This window comes from Kribbella sp. NPDC051137, from assembly GCF_040682535.1.
Lineage (GTDB): Bacteria > Actinomycetota > Actinomycetes > Propionibacteriales > Kribbellaceae > Kribbella > Kribbella karoonensis.
Map to the genome: position 1 here is coordinate 1337780 of NZ_JBFBBI010000002.1, position 15610 is coordinate 1353389.

The 15610-nt window shown below is 70.2% G+C and carries 18 protein-coding genes; 3 read left to right on the forward strand and 15 right to left on the reverse strand.

Features of this window, described 5'->3' with window-relative positions:
* The first annotated feature begins 8 nt into the window (after positions 1–8).
* Positions 9–1277, forward strand: a complete 1269-nt coding sequence (locus AB0M51_RS13885; RefSeq protein ID WP_344187447.1) for a glycoside hydrolase family 125 protein — start codon at positions 9–11, stop codon at positions 1275–1277.
* Here the strand turns inward: AB0M51_RS13885 and AB0M51_RS13890 are convergent.
* The 6 genes from AB0M51_RS13890 to AB0M51_RS13915 form a co-directional block, all read right to left on the reverse strand.
* Positions 1270–2115 carry an ABC transporter permease gene (locus tag AB0M51_RS13890; protein ID WP_344187446.1) on the reverse strand — a complete coding sequence of 282 codons (846 nt, stop codon included), beginning with the start codon at positions 2113–2115 and terminating at the stop codon, positions 1270–1272. The genes AB0M51_RS13885 and AB0M51_RS13890 overlap by 8 nt on opposite strands.
* Positions 2105–3001: an ABC transporter ATP-binding protein gene (locus AB0M51_RS13895; protein ID WP_344187445.1), complete on the reverse strand. Its 897-nt coding sequence runs from the start codon at positions 2999–3001 to the stop codon at positions 2105–2107. The genes AB0M51_RS13890 and AB0M51_RS13895 overlap by 11 nt, the downstream gene beginning before the upstream one ends.
* Before the next feature lie 75 nt (positions 3002–3076).
* Entirely contained in the window at positions 3077–3502 is a 426-nt protein-coding gene (locus AB0M51_RS13900) for a hypothetical protein (RefSeq protein WP_344187444.1), read from the reverse strand.
* A gap of 34 nt (positions 3503–3536) precedes the next feature.
* Positions 3537–4202, reverse strand: coding sequence for a response regulator transcription factor (locus AB0M51_RS13905; RefSeq protein ID WP_344187443.1), 666 nt, complete (start codon positions 4200–4202; stop codon positions 3537–3539).
* 9 nt (positions 4203–4211) lie between these two features.
* Entirely contained in the window at positions 4212–4856 is a 645-nt protein-coding gene (locus tag AB0M51_RS13910; RefSeq protein WP_344187442.1) for a response regulator transcription factor, read from the reverse strand.
* On the reverse strand, positions 4853–5995 hold the full coding sequence (locus AB0M51_RS13915; protein WP_344187441.1) for a histidine kinase: 1143 nt from the start codon (positions 5993–5995) through the stop codon (positions 4853–4855). The genes AB0M51_RS13910 and AB0M51_RS13915 overlap by 4 nt, the downstream gene beginning before the upstream one ends.
* A gap of 135 nt (positions 5996–6130) precedes the next feature.
* Between AB0M51_RS13915 and AB0M51_RS13920 the strand changes: the two genes are divergently transcribed.
* A complete protein-coding gene (locus AB0M51_RS13920) occupies positions 6131–6547 on the forward strand; it encodes a DUF6069 family protein (RefSeq protein WP_344187440.1) in 417 nt (138 codons plus the stop codon).
* Here the strand turns inward: AB0M51_RS13920 and AB0M51_RS13925 are convergent.
* On the reverse strand, positions 6479–7231 hold the full coding sequence (locus AB0M51_RS13925) for an FCD domain-containing protein (protein ID WP_344187439.1): 753 nt from the start codon (positions 7229–7231) through the stop codon (positions 6479–6481). The two genes, AB0M51_RS13920 and AB0M51_RS13925, sit on opposite strands and share 69 nt — an antisense overlap.
* A gap of 74 nt (positions 7232–7305) precedes the next feature.
* On the opposite strand from AB0M51_RS13925, the gene AB0M51_RS13930 reads away from it, so the two are divergent.
* Complete coding sequence (locus tag AB0M51_RS13930; protein WP_344187438.1) at positions 7306–8517, forward strand: alpha-hydroxy acid oxidase; 1212 nt, start codon at positions 7306–7308, stop codon at positions 8515–8517.
* Here AB0M51_RS13930 and AB0M51_RS13935 read toward each other — a convergent pair.
* From AB0M51_RS13935 to AB0M51_RS13970, 8 genes are all read right to left on the reverse strand, one after another.
* Positions 8461–9087, reverse strand: coding sequence for a HAMP domain-containing sensor histidine kinase (locus AB0M51_RS13935; protein ID WP_344187437.1), 627 nt, complete (start codon positions 9085–9087; stop codon positions 8461–8463). The two genes, AB0M51_RS13930 and AB0M51_RS13935, sit on opposite strands and share 57 nt — an antisense overlap.
* Positions 9088–9093: 6 nt before the next feature.
* Complete coding sequence (locus tag AB0M51_RS13940) at positions 9094–9942, reverse strand: HAMP domain-containing protein (RefSeq protein ID WP_344187436.1); 849 nt, start codon at positions 9940–9942, stop codon at positions 9094–9096.
* A complete protein-coding gene (locus AB0M51_RS13945; RefSeq protein WP_344187435.1) occupies positions 9939–10601 on the reverse strand; it encodes a response regulator transcription factor in 663 nt (220 codons plus the stop codon). Before AB0M51_RS13945 ends, AB0M51_RS13940 begins: the two co-directional genes overlap by 4 nt.
* A 37-nt stretch (positions 10602–10638) precedes the next feature.
* Complete coding sequence (locus AB0M51_RS13950; RefSeq protein WP_344187434.1) at positions 10639–11412, reverse strand: ABC transporter permease; 774 nt, start codon at positions 11410–11412, stop codon at positions 10639–10641.
* Positions 11409–12323, reverse strand: a complete 915-nt coding sequence (locus AB0M51_RS13955; protein ID WP_344187433.1) for an ATP-binding cassette domain-containing protein — start codon at positions 12321–12323, stop codon at positions 11409–11411. The genes AB0M51_RS13950 and AB0M51_RS13955 overlap by 4 nt, the downstream gene beginning before the upstream one ends.
* A gap of 108 nt (positions 12324–12431) precedes the next feature.
* Positions 12432–13565: a sensor histidine kinase gene (locus AB0M51_RS13960; protein WP_344187432.1), complete on the reverse strand. Its 1134-nt coding sequence runs from the start codon at positions 13563–13565 to the stop codon at positions 12432–12434.
* 79 nt (positions 13566–13644) lie between these two features.
* Positions 13645–14283 (reverse strand): MSMEG_1061 family FMN-dependent PPOX-type flavoprotein, encoded by a 639-nt coding sequence (locus tag AB0M51_RS13965; protein ID WP_344187431.1) that lies wholly within the window; start codon positions 14281–14283, stop codon positions 13645–13647.
* The gene (locus tag AB0M51_RS13970; protein ID WP_344187430.1) at positions 14283–15530 is read right to left on the reverse strand and encodes an MFS transporter; all 1248 of its coding nucleotides are present in this window, start codon (positions 15528–15530) and stop codon (positions 14283–14285) included. The genes AB0M51_RS13965 and AB0M51_RS13970 overlap by 1 nt, the downstream gene beginning before the upstream one ends.
* Positions 15531–15610: the final 80 nt, after the last annotated feature.

Genomic DNA, 15610 nt, shown 5'->3' on the forward strand with positions numbered 1-15610 from the left:
ATGTGTTGATGATCGACTCCGAGGTGCTTGCCCGGGCCGTCGTGGCTGTCCAGCAGGCCTGCGGTGACGAGGTGATCGCGGAGATGTTCCGGCGGTCGATGGCCGAGAACCTGCCCGCGGTCGCCGAGCGGTTGCCGGACGGGACGACGTTCGTGCTGACCGGCGACATCCCGGCGATGTGGCTGCGGGACTCCGCCGCCCAGCTGCGCCCGTACCTGCTGCTGTGCAAGGACGATCCGGGGCTGCAGGACGTCCTGATCGGCGTTCTGCACCGGCAGCTGGAGTACGTCGTACTCGATCCGTACGCGAACGCGTTCAACAAGGCGGCGAACGGCGCGGGGCACGTCACGGACGAGACCGACATGTCGCCGTGGGTGTGGGAGCGCAAGTACGAGATCGACTCGCTCTGCTTCCCGCTCGAGCTGGCGTACCGGCTGTGGCGGATCACCGGCCGCGCCGACGTGATCGACAGCCGTTACCGGGCCGCGGCCGAGGCGATCGTGGACCTGTGGACGGTCGAGCAGGACCACGAGGCGCGGTCGGCGTACCACTTCCAGCGGCACGACGAGCGGCCCGAGGACACGCTGGTCCGGGAGGGTCGCGGCCGGCTGACGCGGCCGACCGGGATGTCGTGGAGCGCGTTCCGGCCGAGCGACGACGCGACCGAGCTGGGCTTCAACGTGCCCGGCAACATGTTCGCCTCGGTGGTGCTCGGGTACCTGCAGGAGATCGCCACCGAGGTACTGCGGGACGAGCCGCTGGCCGACCGGGCGAAGGCGCTGAAGGCCGAGATCGACGAGGGCATCGCGCAGTACGGGACCGTCGAGCATCCGGTGCACGGCCGGGTGTACGCGTACGAGGTGGACGGGCTGGGGGAGTCGTTGCTGATGGACGACGCCAACATGCCCAGCCTGCTGTCGATCCCGCTGACCGGGTACGCCGCCGCCGACGACCCGACCTACCTCGCGACCCGGTCGCTGCTGCTCAGCCCGGACAACCCGTACTACTACAGCGGTACGGCGGCCGCCGGGATCGGCAGCCCGCACACGCCGCCGCGCTACATCTGGCACATCGCCCTGGCCGTGCAGGGCATCTCGAGTACGTCGGCCGACGAGCGGCAGCGGCTGCTCGAACTCCTTCGCGACACCACCGGCGGCACCGGGCAGATGCACGAGGGCTTCGACGTCGACGACCCGCGGAAGTTCACCCGCGAGTGGTTCTCCTGGGCGAACGCGATGTTCTGCGAGCTCGCCCTGGTGCACGCCGGGATCAGGTGACGTCCCGGCGCCGCATGGTCCAGGCCGCGAGGGCCGTGAAGACCGCGCAGTAGGCGATCAGGGTCAGCAGTGCCCGTCCGCCGCCGACCGCGTCCCGTACTCCGGGAGGCGCGTCGGCGGCGGCCATTCCGGTGAGGCTGAACACGAGCGAGCCGGCGTTCGTTCCGGGCAACAGGTCGGCGAGCCACTCGAGGCCAGGGAGCAGGCTGCTCACCACCCCGGCCAGCAGCGTCTCGATCCCGAGGATCCACACGACACCGAGGCCGATCGGCAGCGCAACGTTGCGGAAGGCAACCGCCAGCGCGGCACCGGCCAGGCACCACATCATCAGCACCAGCCAGCCTCCGGCCAGACCCTGCAGGAGGTCACCGATGCTCGGGAAGCTCGTCGAGCCGTTCTCGGCGGCCGCGATCCCGACGCTGCAGAGCGCGCAGGCGGCGAAGATGCCGAGCACCCACAGCGCGATCGTGGTGCCGAGGGCAAGGAACTGCGCGGCCAGGATCGTGAGCCGGCGTGGGCGTTGGGTGAGGACCGTCTTGAGGGTTCCCCAGGTGTACTCGCCGCCGATCACGATCGCGCCGAGCACCAGCGCGAGCGCACCGGCGAAGATCGGGTAGCCGCCGATCGTGTTGTCGACGACGCGCGCCGGCAGCATCCCGCGGAGCACCTCGGCCCGTGGGACACCCGTCGTACTCGGGGTGTCGTCGCCGGTCGCGTAGGCGAGGTACGGCAACAGGTAGCCGAAGATCAGGCTGAGCACGAGTCCGGCGCCGAACAGCACCCAGACCGCGGATCGCTTGCGGAGCTTGAGGAGTTCCGCGCGGTAGCTACCTGGCATCGGCGTTCTCCTCGGCGGTCAGCTCGAAGAAGATGTCCTCGAGGGCGCGTTCGGCAGTGTGCAGCTCGGAGACCTCGACGCCGGCCTCGACGAGGGTCCGGTTCACCTCGGCGGCGCGTCGCGGATCGACCTGCAGCCGGAGTGTGTCGTCGTACAGGTGGACCGTCCCGAACGACGCCAGCAGTGTCTTGGCCCGGTCCCCCGGGGTGGCGCGGACGACGAGCTCCTGTTCGCCGCGCAGCTCGTCGACGTGGTGCTCGGCAACCATCCGGCCGGCGTTGATGATGCCGACCCGGTCGCAGATCTGCTGCACCTCGCCGAGCAGGTGGCTGGACAGCAGCACGGTCCGCCCGCCGGAGCCCAGCTCGCGGATCAGCCGCCGCATGTCGCGCATCCCGGCCGGGTCGAGGCCGTTCGTCGGCTCGTCGAGAATCACCAGCTCCGGGTCCTTCAGCAGCGCGGCCGCGACCCCCAGGCGCTGCTTCATCCCCAGGGAGTACGTCGAGAACCGGTCCGCCGCGCGATCCGTGAGGTCGACCAGCTCCAGCACTTCGTCGATCCGCTGCCGAGGGACGTCGGCGTACTCGGCCAGCAGCCGCAGGTTGTCGAGGCCGGACAGGTACGGGTAGAACGCGGGCGACTCGATCATCGACCCGGTCCGCCCCAGCACGTCGGCCTCACCCGGCCGGCCGCCCAGCACACGGACGCTGCCGCTCGTCGGCGCGATCAGCCCGGTGAGGATCCGCAACGTGGTGGTCTTGCCCGCACCGTTCGGCCCGAGGAACCCGTACACCTCACCCGGCAGCACCGTCAGATCGACACCGTCCACCGCAAGGGTGTCGCCGTACCTCTTCGTCAGCCCGCTGACCTCAACCAACGCATCCATACCTAGAGGGTGTCGCCGCGGACGAGTTGCGGCGTCGCCTCGGGGGAGTGAACCGGCCTACCGCCGGCGGAGTACTCAGCTACTCGGACTGGACTCCAGCGGTCGCACGTTCCCCGCCTTGAGCGCATCCGCCACATGCCCGACCCCCGCGCGGATCACCTCCCCGTACGCACCTTCAGGCAGTTCCGAGAGACGAGAACGTGCTGCCTCGAGGTGCTCGTTCGCCGGCCCAGGTTGTGCGAGCCGCCGGTAGTCGTCCGCCAGGTTCAGATGCAGCGACGGGAGCCAGCCATCGTCCTGCACACACTCGAGCGCCCGGAGGTCCCACCTCAGTTCGGCGTGCACGTCGTCCTGCAGGTCGGCGAGATAGTGCGCGATCGCGCAGCGTTCCTGGAGGTCGGTGGACTCTTCCCACAGGCTGCCGAGGTCGTGGCGGGCGGCTGCCCGGTCGCCGGTGCGGCCGCGTTCGACCGCGGCGGTGAGCTGTTCGAGGTGTTCCATACAGGCGAGCGTGCGGGTTCGAGCAGGTGGAAGGTCAACCCAGCCAGCCGGGGCGGACGAGGCCGGTCTGGTAGGCGACGACGACCAGTTGGGCGCGGTCGCGGACGCCGAGCTTGATCATCGCGCGGCTGACATGCGTCTTCGCGGTCGCCGGGCTCAGCACCAGCCGCGCGGCGATCTCGTCGTTCGACAGCCCCTCGCCGACGAGCGCGACGATCTCCTTCTCGCGTTCGGTGAGGACGTCGAGCTCCTTGCTGGCGTGCGGCTGCCTGCTGCGGGACGCGAACTCGGCCACCAGCCGCCGGGTGACGCCGGGGGAGAGGAGCGCGTCCCCGCGCGCGACCACCCGGACCGCCTGCAGCAGCTCGACCGGCTCGGTGTCCTTCACCAGGAACCCGCTCGCCCCGACCCGCAGCGCCTCGAACACGTACTCGTCCAGGTCGAACGTCGTCAGGATCACCACGTGGACATCGGCCAGCTCCGGGTCGGCCCCGATCCGCCGGGTCGCCTCCAGCCCGTCGGTCCCGGGCATCCGGATGTCCATCAGCACGACGTCCGGCTTCTCCCGCCGCGCGACCACGACGGCCTCCGCCCCGTCCGCGACCTCGCCGACCACGGTGATGTCGTCCTCGGCGTTGAGCAACGACCGGAACCCGGCCCGCACCAACGCCTGGTCATCCGCCAGCAGCACCCTGATCATGCGTTGACCTTATGCGAGCCCAGCGTCATGGGCGAGGAGCGCGACCTGGGTCCGGTTGCCGAGTTCGAGCTTGGTGAGGATGTGCGAGATGTGCGCCTTCACGGTCGCCAGGCTCATGAACAGCTCGGTGGCGATCTGCGCGTTCGCCTTGCCCTGCGCGACCGCGAGCATCACGTCGTACTCCCGCGGCGACAGCCGCTCCAGCTTCCGCTGCGCGATCGTGTGCGCGTCCGCCTGCGTCGCGGCACGGTCCATCAGCCGGCGGGTGATCGCGGGCGACAGGATCGGGTCCCCGGCCGCGACCCGGCGTACTGCCTCGACGATCTGCGCCGGAGGAGTGTCCTTCAGCAGGAACCCGCTGGCGCCGGCGCGGAGCGCGTGCAGCACGTTCTCGTCGGTGTCGAACGTGGTCAGCACCACCACCTCCGGCGGATTCGGCCGCCCCCGCAGCCGCCGGGTCGCGACGATCCCGTCCACTCTCGGCATCCGCAGGTCCATCAGCACGATGTCCGGGAAGTGCGCGTCGACCGCGGCCGGCACCTCGTCGCCGTCCGCGGCCTGGCCGACGACCGAGATCCCATTCGCGCCGTCGAGCATCATCTCCAGGCTGGCCCTGACCAACGCATCGTCGTCCACCACCAGTACCCGGATCATGGAGGCCACGGTAGCGAGGCCTCGAGCCGGAACGCGCCACCGGGCTCTCGTCCGTGGTCGAGGGTGCCGCCCGCGAGTTGCACCCGCTCGGTCAGCCCGACCAGACCGGTCCCGCTGCCCGGCACCAACGGCGTACCGTTCGACGCCGGGTTGGTCAGCTCGATCCGCAGCCCGTCGCCGGGGTGCCCGGTGACCAGCACCGCCACCGGGCATCCGGCGGCGTGCTTGCGGGCGTTCGTCAGCCCTTCCTGGACGATCCGGTACGCCGTCCTCCCGGTTGCCGGCGGCAACGACGTGGCGTCCGTGACCCGATCGTCGTACGCGATCGTGGTGCCCGCCGCACGCGACTCGTCGACGAGCGCCTGGAGATCGCCGAACGTCGGCTGCGGGCGGCCCTCGTACACGTCCTCGTCGCGCAGGACGTTGATCACCTCGCGCAACTCGTCGAGCGCCTGGTGGACACCCGTACGGATGACACCGGCCGCCGTCGCCAGCTTCTCCGGCGAGGAGTCCGGGCGGTACTCGAGCGCACCGGCGTACGTGGCCAGCAGCGACAGGCGATGCGCCAGTACGTCGTGCATCTCGCGGGCCATCTTCGTCCGCTCGAGGGACCGCGCCTCCGCGACACGTCGTCCTTGCTCGGCCTCCGCGCGGACGGCGCGCTCTCGCAGTGACGCGAGCAGTTGCTGACGTGCCTGGGTGCCTTGGCCCCAGCCGAGCAGCCCTGCGTGGACAACGACGACGAGGACGGCGTACCAGAAGTACGGGAGGCCGTGGATCGGTTGCCAGAGGCCCTGAACGAGATGGCTCGCGGTGCCGATCGCCGCGACCATGACGGACGTACGGAGCGGTCGCCGGAGCGCGACGTTCAACGTGCCGACGGTCGACGGCGGGGTCGCGGCGGGGGAGAAGGCGGCGAGTACGGCGACCGCGATCGCGCCCGGCACCGGCCGCCGGAACACCAACGGCGTCACGCCGACCGAGGCGATCCCGACGACGATGTCCAACGGCAGGAACTTGCGGTGCTCCGGGTCCGGCAACCGTCCGACGATCGTCAGCCCCACCAGCACCGCGATCGCGGCGACCGCCACCACCTCGACATACCTCGGCGGCTTCCGCGGCATGCACAGCTCGTCCATGCCCCTGAGCCTAGGCGTCCTCTCCGGTCCCGACCACCGACCAAAGTCGAACCCCCACAGCCACCTGGCCGATGCCGCAACCTCACCCCCCAGACCACTCTGGTCCCCATCACCCAGCCACCGAAGGAGCCCCGAATGCAAACCCCGGTCGAAACGAATCCTGTTGTTGCTGTCGGGCGCCGGCGAATCGCGGTGGTTGCCGTTGCCGTGGTTGCCGCGCTCGTGGACTGGATGCTGCTTGCACCGCTCGCCGGCCTCACCCTGACGGCCCGCCAAGGCGGCGTTCAGCACATCGGCGCCCCTGCCGTGGTGATCTCCACCGCCGTGGTCAGCTTCCTCGGCTGGGGCCTGCTCGCGATCCTCGAACGCCGTACCGCACGCGCCCGCACCACCTGGACCGTCATCGCGGCCATCGTCTGCGTCACGTCCCTCGGCAGCCCGCTCACGAACGGCATCGGCCTCGGCGCCAAGCTCGGCCTCGCCTCACTCCACCTCGTCGTCGGCGCGATCGTGATCCTCGGCCTCCGCCGTACCGCTGTCAAACCCTGCTAACTGCGCCGCACGGTAGAACCCCCGGATATGCGCGCCCACCAACGCGGACGCGCGCTCCGGCTCCCCGCCCCGCACCGCCGCCAGGATCGCCCGGTGCTCGGCCCGCAATCCGACCACCGTCGCCTCCCAGTCCGGCAGATTCGGCACCGCGGCCAGCACGTACCCGTGAATCGCCGACCGCAACGACGCCATCACCGCCGCGATCAGCACGTTCCCCGCCAGCCCCGACAGCGCGACGTGGAACTCCGCGTCGAGCAGATGGAACTCCTCCGGCGACAGCCCGCCGTCGTCCATCCGGTCGAGCAGCTCCTCGGCGACCTTCAGCTCACCCGCGCCGAGCTCGCGTCCGGCCGCCTCCCGCGCCGCCCAGGACTCCAGCAACAGCCGGGTCTCGACGACGTCCCCCATCGGCAGGTGATTGGTTGCCAGGTGCAACCGCAGTACGGCGGTCAGCGGCGACACCGGCTCCGCCACGATCACCGTGCCCGCCTCCGGCCCGGACCCGGTCGCGGTCCGGACGACGCCCATCGCCTCCAGCACCCGGACCGCTTCGCGCACCGACGGCCGGCTGATCCCGAGCTGTTCCGCGAGTGCCCGCTCCCCGGGCAGCCGCCCCCCGACCCGCAGCCGCCCCGCGGCCAGGTCGGCCTCCACCCGGTGCAGGACCAGCTCGTAGTTCTTCATGTGAACGACCCTACCTGTGTGGTCGGACCACAGGGTAGGGTGTGGTCCGACCACAGATTCAGCCGGGAGTTGTGATGACCGATCGCCAGATGCCCAAATGGTCCGAGTTGAAGCCGCTGCTGCGGCCGAAGCCGATCACGGTGAACTCGACCGACCGGCGCCTGGAGAAGGCGCTGACGATCGCGGACCTGCGCGCGATCGCGAAGCGCCGTACGCCGCGTTCGGTGTTCGACTACACCGACGGTGCCGCGGAGGCGGAGATCAGCCTGCGCCGGGCCCGCCGGCTGTTCGCGGAGATGGAGCTGCAGCCGTCGATCCTGCGCGACGTGTCCGACATCGACCTCGGGACGTCGATCCTCGGCAAGCGGTCCGAGCTGCCGTTCGCGTTCGCGCCGACCGGGTTCACCCGGATGATGAACCACGAGGGTGAGAGCGCGGTCGTCCGGGTCGCCCAGGACGTCGGCATCCCGTACGCGCTGTCCACGATGGGTACGACGTCGATCGAGGACGTCGCGGCCGCCGCGCCGGACGCCCGCAAATGGTTCCAGCTGTACGTGTGGAAGGACCGCGACGCCGGTGAGGACCTGGTGAAACGGTCGGCCGCCGCCGGGTATGAGGCGCTGATGCTGACCGTCGACGTACCGGTGGCCGGCGCCCGGCTGCGCGACGTCCGCAACGGCTTCACGATCCCGCCGTCGCTGACCGCGAAGACAGTGCTGGACGCGTCACTGCACCCGGCCTGGTGGGCGAACCTGCTGACCACCCGGCCGCTGACGTTCGCGTCGCTGTCCAGCTGGGACGGCACGGTCGCGGAGCTGCTGGACAAGCTGTTCGACCCGACGATGACGATCGACGACTTCAACTGGCTGCGGTCGATCTGGGACGGGCCGCTGATCGTGAAGGGCATCCAGACCGTCGAGGACGCCCGCCGGGTCGTCGACGCGGGCGCGGACGCCGTCGTACTGTCCAACCACGGCGGTCGCCAGCTGGACCGGGCACCGACACCGCTGCGGATCCTTCCGGACGTCCGGAAGGCGATCGGCAGCGACGCGGAGATCTACCTGGACACCGGCATCATGTCCGGCGCGGACGTGGTGGCGGCGATCGCCCTCGGTGCGGACGCCTGCTTGGTAGGACGCGCGTACCTGTACGGGCTGATGGCCGGCGGGCAGCGCGGCGTCGCCCGGGCCGCGGAGATCCTGACCAAGGAGGTGCGCCGCACGATGGCGCTACTCGGTGTCTCGAGCGTCGCCGACCTGAACCCGTCCCACGTCAAGCTGCCCTGAGGCCGCCACCGGCAACGTCAGCGAGAACACCGTGCCGTGTCCGAGCACGGTATGGACGACGAGGTCGCCGCCGTGCGCTCGGGCGATGGACCGGGCGATCGAGAGGCCGAGACCGGAGCCCGCACCCGCCGAGTGCCTGCGGGCCCGGTCGGCTCGGTAGAACCGGTCGAACACCCGCTCGGCCTGTTCGTCCGTCATCCCCGGGCCGTCGTCCTCGACCATCAGCACGGCACGGCCGCCGTCCGTGCCGACTCTGATCCGGACAGCCGTGCGGGGTGGCGTATGGGCGATCGCGTTGCCGACCAGGTTGGTGACCACCTGCCGGAGCCGGTCCTCGTCACCGTTCACCGGAGCGGGACCGGGCGCGGAGTGGTTCTCCGGCCCGGTCAGCGTGACCGTCCGGGTCGGGTCGAGCGCGCGCAGGTCGTGCCGGGCGTCGTTGGCGATCGTCCGCAGGTCCATCGGTGCGCACTCCAGCTGGGCTGCCGGATCCTCGTCCAGTTGGGCGAGCAGCAGCAGGTCCTCGGTCAGACCGGTGAGCCGGGTGGCTTCGCGGTCGATCCGGCTCATCGCCTCCTAGGCGTCGGACCCGCCCATCCGGTACAGCTCGGTGGAGCCCTTGATGCCGACCAGCGGCGTACGCAACTCGTGGCTGACATCGGCGAGGAAGGTCCGCATCCGGGTCTCGGCTCGTTCCCGGTCCGCGAACGCCTGCTCGAGCTGGCCGAGCATCGTGTTCAGTGACCTTCCCAGGTGGCCGATCTCGGTGTTGGGTGCGGCGAGACCCGGCACCCGCTCGGTCAGGTCGCCGGCCGCGATCGCGGCGGCGGTGTGCTCGATCCGGCGCAGCGGCCGGAGTCCGCGACCCAGCGCCCACCATCCGACGGCCGTGAGAAGGACGAGCAAGGCGGCGCCACTGATCAGGCTGGTGGTGTGGAGCTTGGCGATCGTCGCATCGGCGGCGGTCAGCTGGGCGGTCGCGATCACGGTGCCGCTCCAGCCTGACGCCGGCCGGGCGACAGCACGCCAGCGGCCCGAACCGTCGGCAGCCTGCAGCACGACGGCCGACCCGTCGGCCGGCACCGAACGCAGCGCGTCGTCGGACGGGAACGACGCGGCCGCCACGCGGGACGAGCGCACCGTACCGACGACCGCGCCGCCACCGTCGAGGTAGGCGAGGTACGGCGCGCCGATCAGGTCCAGCGCCGGATCGAGGAGCTGCGGCCGGGCCGGCTGCCCGCGTGCGGGGCCGTTCGGTGCGACCTCGGCGATGATCTGGGTGAACGACCGGAGCTGGCTGTCCAGCCGATCCAGTTGGTACCGCTCCAGCTGGTTCGAGACGACCGCGCTGATCAGGCTCAACCCGGCGAGCAAGAGGCCGGCGGTGAGCAGCAGCAGTCGGGATCGCAGCGACAGCCTCGTCATCGGGGCGCTCGCAGCACGTAACCCATGCCGTGCACGGTGTGGATGAGCTTCGGCTCCTGGTCGTCGACCTTGCGGCGCAGGTACGAGATGTAGGTGTCCACGATGCTCGTGTCCCCGTTGAAGTCGTACCGCCAGACCTGCTCCAGGATCTGTGCCTTGGACACCACGCGGCCCGCGTTCTCCATCAGGTAGCGCAGCAGCCGGAACTCGGTGGGGGAGACCCGCAGCGCCGTACCGTCCCGTGTCACTTGGTGGCCCTCGGCATCGAGTGCCAGCGCGCCGACGGTCAGTACGTCGTTCGGCCGCCCGGTCGTGCGCCGCAGTACGGCGCGGATCCGGGCGATCAGCTCCTCCAGGTCGAACGGCTTCGTCACGTAGTCGTCCGCGCCGAGCGACAGCCCCTGGATCTTGTCGGCCTTCCCGTCGCGGGCGGTCAGGAACAGCACCGGGATCGGGCGCAGACGGCGAACCACCTCGAAGCCGTCCACGTCGGGCAGCATCACGTCGAGCAGCACCAGGTCCGGCGGCTCCTCGGCCGCGGCCGCGACTGCTTCCGAAGCGGTCGCGGCCGACGTCACCTCGAAGCCGGCGAAGCGCAACGTCGCGGACAGCAGTTCGCGCACGGTCGCTTCGTCGTCAACCACGAGTAGCCGAGTCATGGTCGCCAGAATACGGAGCTGGAGTTGCGGGAGCCGGTCACACGTCTCGCCGGCGGAAGACCACGAACGCGGCCACGAGTACGGCGGCCACGCCGACCCACAGCCCGCCGATGTTGAGCCACGGATGCGGGAAGTCCGGGTCCGGCACCGTGCCGAAGATCGCCGCTGCCCCGAGCGTCGGCCAGAAGTCGAAGACCCCCTGCATCCAGGACGGGAACAGCCCGCCCAAGGCCGGCACCAGGAACACGATCCCGACCAGTACGGCGAGGGCGCCCGCGGTGGCCCGCAGGATCGTGCCGAGACCGACCGCCAGCAAGGCGATCGCCGACAGGTACAGCCCGCCGCCGACGATCGCCTTCAGCACGCCGGGATCGCCGAGGTGGGCGTACGGCACGTGCTGTCCGGCCAGCAACGCCTGACCGATGAAGAACGACGCGAACATCAGCAGTTGGCCTGCTACGGCCGCGACCGCGGTGGCGATGACGGCCTTCGCGGCCAGCAGCCGGTTACGGCGTGGATTGGCCGAGAGCGTGGTCTGCATCAGCCCCGTCGCGAACTCGGAGGTCACCACCAGGATGCCGAGCACACCGATGATCAGCTGGGCGACGATGAACGTCTTCAGGCTGTGCGTGGTCGGGTCCCAGGCGGCCCGGTCCGCGGCCGTCCCGCTCCAGTAGTCCTCGCCGGCCTTGCTCGTCGACAGCACCGTGATGCCGACGCCGAGCACCATCAAGCAGCCGATCGTGTACCAGGTCGAGCGCAGGCTGCGGAGCTTGATCCATTCGGCCTGCAGCGCGTTCACGGTGTTCATACGGTCGCCCCTTGATACTCGATGCTGTCCTTGGTCAGCTCCATGAACGCCTCCTCCAGTGACGCCCGTTGCGGCGTCAGCTCGGACAACGGCACCCCGTGGTATGCCGCGAGCTTGCCGATCTCGCTGCTGGACAGGCCGGACACCACCAACGCGCTCTGCAACCCGTCGCGGACCGTGCCGCCGGCCGCTGTCAGGTGGCGCGCGAACCCGCCGGGATCCGCCGTACGGACCAGCACCGTGCCGTCGCCGTTCGCATGCATCAGCTCGGCCATCCCCATGTCCGCGATCAGCCGGCCGCGCCCGATCACCACCAGGTGGTCGGCGGTCTGCGCCATCTCGCTCATCAGGTGGCTCGACACCAGCACCGCCCGGCCCTCGGCCGCCAGCGAGCGCATGAAGTCCCGGATCCACCGGATACCTTCCGGGTCGAGCCCGTTCACGGGTTCGTCGAAGATCAGCACCCGCGGATCACCGAGCAGCGTCGCGGCGATCCCGAGCCGCTGCCGCATCCCGAGCGAGAACCCGCCGGCCCGCTTCCGCGCCACCCCTTCCAGCCCGGTCCGGACCAGCACCTCGTCGACCCGTCGCCGCGGCAGACCGTTGCTGACGGCAAGCGCCAGTAGATGGTCGTACGCCGTCCGGGCCCCGTGCACCGCACCCGCGTCGAGCAATGCCCCGACCTCGGTCAACGGTACCGGCAGCTCCCGGTACCGCCGGCCGCCGATCGTCACCGAACCCCGGGTCGGCGCCGCCAGCCCGATGATCATCTTCATCGTCGTGGACTTCCCCGCCCCGTTCGGCCCGAGAAACCCGGTCACCTGCCCCGGCTCGACCGAGAACGACAGGTCGTCCACCACCACCTCGGAGCCGTACCGCTTGGTCAGCCCGCGAACCTCGATCGTTGTCATACCCCGCAGCCTGCAGCCCGGATCTGGGCATGCTCCGGGAGGTTCTGTGAGAACTCTGTGAATCCGCCGCGTGGGGTCTGCCGGCGAGCGCCGGGACTCACAGGAAACCTACAGCGGCAGGTTCGCGATGATCCGGAGTCCGCCGGTGGGGGTGCGGTTGGCGGTCAGCGTGCCGCCGAGGGCGGTGGCGCGCTCGCGCATGCCGGAGATGCCGTTGCCTTCCTTCGGCTGCGCGGTGAGGGACTCGCCGTTGTCGTCGACCTGCACCACGAGCGCCTGCTCGCCGTACTGGATGCGGACCGTCGCGGAGGTCGCTCGGGCATGCCGTACGACGTTCGTCAGCGACTCCTGGACGATCCGGAACGCGGCGCGGTCGAGGCCGGTCGGCAGCGGGCGGGGGTCGCCGTGGATGATCTTGTGCACCTCGAGTCCGGCGCGCGCCGTACGGCTGACGAGGTGGTCGAGATGGTCGAGGCCCACGACCGGTTGGCGCGGGGCGGCCTCACCCGACTGCCGCAAGATCCCGACGATCGACCGAAGCTCCACCAGGGCTTCTTTGCTGGCGTCCTTGATCGCGGACAGCGCCGGGGCGGCCTGCTCGGGCTGACGGTCGACCAGGTGCAGAGCGGTCGACGCCTGTACGTTGATCAGCGAGATGTGGTGAGCCACGACGTCGTGGAGCTCCTGCGCGATCCGGAGCCGCTCCTCGCCGGCCCGGCGCAACTCCTCCTCCTTACGGGTCCGCGCGGCCGCTGTCACGCGGTCGCGGTGCGCGCGGAAGAGTTCGGCGAGGAACCCGAGGACGCAGAAGCAGGCACCGACGAGCAGCACCTGGTAGATGCCGTCCTGGTTCAGACCGAGGATCATCCGGCCGCCGACGTGTCCGACGTACAACGAGATCAGTCCGGCCCAGCCTGCTATTCGGTGGCCCAGGCGGATCGTGGTGAAGACCGCGATCACGAACGGGATCACGACCGGGCCCCACGGGTACTCGCGGAGCATGTAGGCGAGCGTCGCGCCGACGATCACCCACAGCACCGGCACCGGCCGGGTGCTCCGCCAGAACAGTGAGAGCGCGGCGATCAGCAGCAGCACGACCATGAACGCGTCCGGCTGGTGCCGGTCGGTCTGGCCGCGGGCCGCGCCGAACGTCCCGACCACCGTGAACACGGCCAGCCCGATCGGCAGCGTGTAGCGGCGGATCCGGGCCCCGAGGTCCGGGACGTCGAGAGGTTCGGTCACACTACGGAACCGTAGACGGCCGCCGGGGCGGGTGTCATCGTCGCCACGGAGTACTTCGGGCTGCGCCCGCCGAAGTAGTTCAGTACTTGACCTTGTAGATCGACTCCTCGTACTTCTGGCCGTAGTACTCGTCGAGGTTGGTCAGGTCGTCGTCAGGGCGCTCGAAGGTCTTCGACAGCACCGCGCGGCGCGGGACCGCCTCCGGGTTCCAGGTCTCGGGCTTCCACAGCTGCGAGCGCAGGAACGACTTCGAGCAGTGGTGGAAGATCTGCTCGATCTCGATCAGCAGCGCGAGCTGCGGACGGTTGCCCTTGACCACCATGTCGTCGAAGAACGGCGCCTCCTTGACGATCCGCGCGCGGCCGTTGATCCGGAGCGTGTCGGTGCGCCCGGGGACGAAGTAGATCAGCCCGACGTGCGGGTTGCTCAGCAGGTTCGTGAAGCCGTCGATGCGGCGGTTGCCGGCCCGGTCCGGGATCGCGATCGTGGTCCGGTCCAGGACCTTGGTGAAGCCGGCCGGGTCGCCCTTGGGGGAGACGTCGCAGTTGCCGTCGGCGTCGGAGGTGGCGATCAGGCAGAACGGGGAGTTGCCGAGCCACAGCAGGTCCAGGTCGTGGAGCTCCTTACGCTCCTTGGCGACCGCGGCGCCGATCGGTGGCGGGACGACCTCGCGCAGCTCGTCGTGGGTGGTGATCTCGACCAGTCCGGGAATCTCCATCAGGCGGCGCTCTCCTCTACCAGCGACGGCGTGGCGTCCTCGTTGACGGCCCTCGTCCGCGCAGCCCATCGTACGGCGGGACCAGTTGCGCAACTGGTCCCCAGGAACAGTGCGCCGACCGCGATCCAGCCGATCGGACCCCATCCGAGGATCACCGTGGTGAGCAGCGCCGGGCCGAGCATCCGGGCGATCGCGGGGCCGGTGCCGAAGAACCCCTGGTACTGCCCCTGCTTGTCCGCCGGGGCGAGGCCGAAACTGATCTCCCAGGCACCGGAGGCCAGCTTCATCTCGCCGACGGTGAGCAGTGCGGCAGCCGCCACGAGTACGGCGGCGGTCGTCGCCGGACCGAGGCCGGCCGCGGTCGTCGCGAACACGGCGCAGGCGGCGAGCATCGCGATCCCGGCGTACCGGACCGAACGGGCGGCTGTGCTCAGATCCCTTACTGCCTTGGCGATTCGCACCTGGAAGAACGCGACTCCGAGCGTGTTCACGATCATCAGCGACGCGACTGCCCAGCTGGGCGCGTTCGTCCGGGTGACGATCCAGAGCGGGCCGACCAGGCTGATCAGCGGCATGAACAGCAGCATCACCGCATTGAGCAGGGCGAGGACGGCGTACGGGCGGTCCCGCAGCACCGCGAGCCTGGGCTCGCCCGTGGCCCTGATCGAGGTCGCGGTCGGCGGCACGCGACGGATCAGCGCGGCCGCGACCAGGAAGCTCAGCGCGTCGACCCCGAAGACGATCAGGTACGCCGCTGTCGTGTCGAAGCGAAGTGCTACGCCGCCGAGGAGCGCGCCGACCGCGAGCCCGGCGTTCACCGTGGACTGCAGGAAGGCGCGGATCCTGGTCCGTTCTTCCGGCTGGACGAGGCCCGCCAGCAAGGCCTGTCGCGCCGCGGTGAGGCCGGTCTGGCTGCAGGCGTAGAGGATCGCGGCGACCAGGAATCCGGCGAAGCTCCTGACCACGAGGAAGGAGGCGACAGCGGTCGCGGTGCTCAGCGCGAGCAGGACGGCGGTTCCGCGGGCGCCGCACCGGTCGGCGAGGCTGCCGAGCGGGACGCCGGCCAGGAACCCGGCCAGCCACGCGACGGTCAGACCGAGCCCGACCTCCGCGGTCGAGAGCCCGACGACGCGGGTGAAGAACAACGCCGAGGTGACGACGAACGCGCCGTCGCCGACCGAATTGGCCAGTTGCGCCATCGCCAGGTCCCGCGGCGCGCCGGCCGGAGGAAGAAGTCTGCTGCTCATGCTCATGAGCCTAGGCTCGGTGCGGCCCAATCCAGAGGTCCATTGTTGGTTCCGTTTGATGGGCCACTTTGATCTGTGGA